The organism is Sandarakinorhabdus sp. (assembly GCF_032115815.1).
Taxonomy (GTDB): domain Bacteria; phylum Pseudomonadota; class Alphaproteobacteria; order Sphingomonadales; family Sphingomonadaceae; genus Sandarakinorhabdus.
On the sequence record NZ_JAUMBI010000062.1, the window covers coordinates 1 to 1,789 of the forward strand.

1 protein-coding gene is annotated in these 1,789 nt (G+C 67.0%); it reads right to left on the reverse strand.

Going from position 1 to position 1,789, the window contains the following annotated elements:
• Positions 1–156: 156 nt before the first annotated feature.
• Positions 157–1,689, reverse strand: coding sequence for a Ppx/GppA family phosphatase (locus RT662_RS03695; protein ID WP_313669263.1), 1,533 nt, complete (start codon positions 1,687–1,689; stop codon positions 157–159).
• Positions 1,690–1,789: the final 100 nt, after the last annotated feature.

Consider the following 1,789-nt stretch of genomic DNA (forward strand, 5'->3'; position numbering starts at 1 on the left):
GGCACGGCGCTGAATTCGGTTCGTGGCAAGGAGTGAGGAGGGGGCGATGCCTTTAGCATCGTAACCGACGATCAACGCAGCCATGAACCGAATTCAGCCCGCCCCGTAGGGGTCGCCGAAGGCGATGACGCTGGTTCAGATTGGTCGGAAGCCGCTCTAAGCGTATTCCAGCCGCGGCGTCAGGTTCAGCGCGGCGCCCAGCAGTTTCAGCCGGCGTTGCACCGCATCACCGCCCGCCAGATCAGCGTGGGACTGTCCCAGCCGCAGCACAAGCGTATTGCCATGGCGCTCCAGCCGGCTCGCCGCGAGGCCCACGGCGGTGCCGCCGGTCAACCGTTGGCCCAGCCGTAGCGCCAGGCCCCAGGCGCGGGCGCGCACCAGCAGCGGCACCGGGGCCAGCGCAATCAAGGTCGTCATCACCGGCGCTTCCGGATCGCCGCCAAAGCAATAATGTAGCGCACAGGCCAGCGCCGCCCGTTCAGCGGCCGTGACCGCCACCCAATTGCCGTGCAGCGCCACGTCAACGCCACGTTCCGGGCGGAAATCCGGGTGGGCGCGCCAGGCGATGTCTGACAGCAGGCACGCCGCCAACCGCAGCCGCCGGTCCCCGGCTGGCTCATCCGCAAACAGCGGGTCCATCCAGTCGAACAGCATGTCGCCATGTTCGGCAAAACGGCCCTGGCGCGCGCCTTCCGCGCGGGCGGCGGTGATCAGCGGATCAAGCGCCTGATCCTGCGGCGACAGATCGTCATACAGCAACCCTTCGCGCAGGCCGAAGCCCGAGGCAATCACGCTGGACGAGCCCAGTTTCTTCACCACCGCCGCCAGCAACATCGCCGCACCGGGCAATGATGGCAGCCGCGAGGTGGACAGGTGCGGCACCGCCTTCAGCGTGGCGAGTTCGGTGTGCGACAGGCTGCGAAACAATTTGCCCGGCGCTGTTGCCGGCATTTCATACTGGTGGACAATGGGCAGCGGATGGCCCGTCATCCAGATGTGGATCTGCGCCAGCGCCCGCCACGATCCACCCACCATGTAGAAGGGCTTGCCTTTGCCCTCGCCCGACCAGTCCACCTTGTCGAGCGCCTTGGCGATAAACGGCCCCAGCGCGCGGCGGTCGCGCTTCCTCACTGCATCCAGCCGCAGCGCACCGATCGGCAGGGAAATGCGGTTGCCCATCTCGCCGCCCGAAACCCGGATCAGTTCCAGGCTGCCGCCGCCCAGATCACCCACCACGCCATCGGCAAAGGGAATGCCCGAAACCAGGCCCATGGCGGCCCCGCGTGCTTCCGCCTCGCCATCGATCACCTCGATTGCCAGACCGCATTCGGCAGCGACCCGGTTGATGAACGCCTGCCCGTTCTTTGCCTCACGCACGGCCGCAGTGGCGACGGTGCGCACGTTGGCAACACCCATCGCCCGCACCAGCGCGGCAAAGCGGCGAAGCCCGGCCACTGCCACGTCCATGGCATTGTCGCTCAACCGGCCGTTGGCGGCGATCCCGCGCCCCAGCCCGGCCATCACCTTTTCGTTGAACATCGTTTCCGGCATGCGGGTGCGGCCGTGATAGACGACAAGCCGGATCGAATTGCTGCCAATGTCGATGATGGCGCAACGGTCATCACCAGCCGGTGCGGCTACCGGGCTCAGGCCAACCTTGCGCGCCAGGTTGAGCACGGGTTCAGGCAAGCCCGGCGGCATCGCTCTGCTCGCTCAGGTCCTCATCCTCGTCCGGCAGCATCAGCACCGGCACGGCCTTTGCGTCTTTCATCTGGCCGCGCCCCGAAAG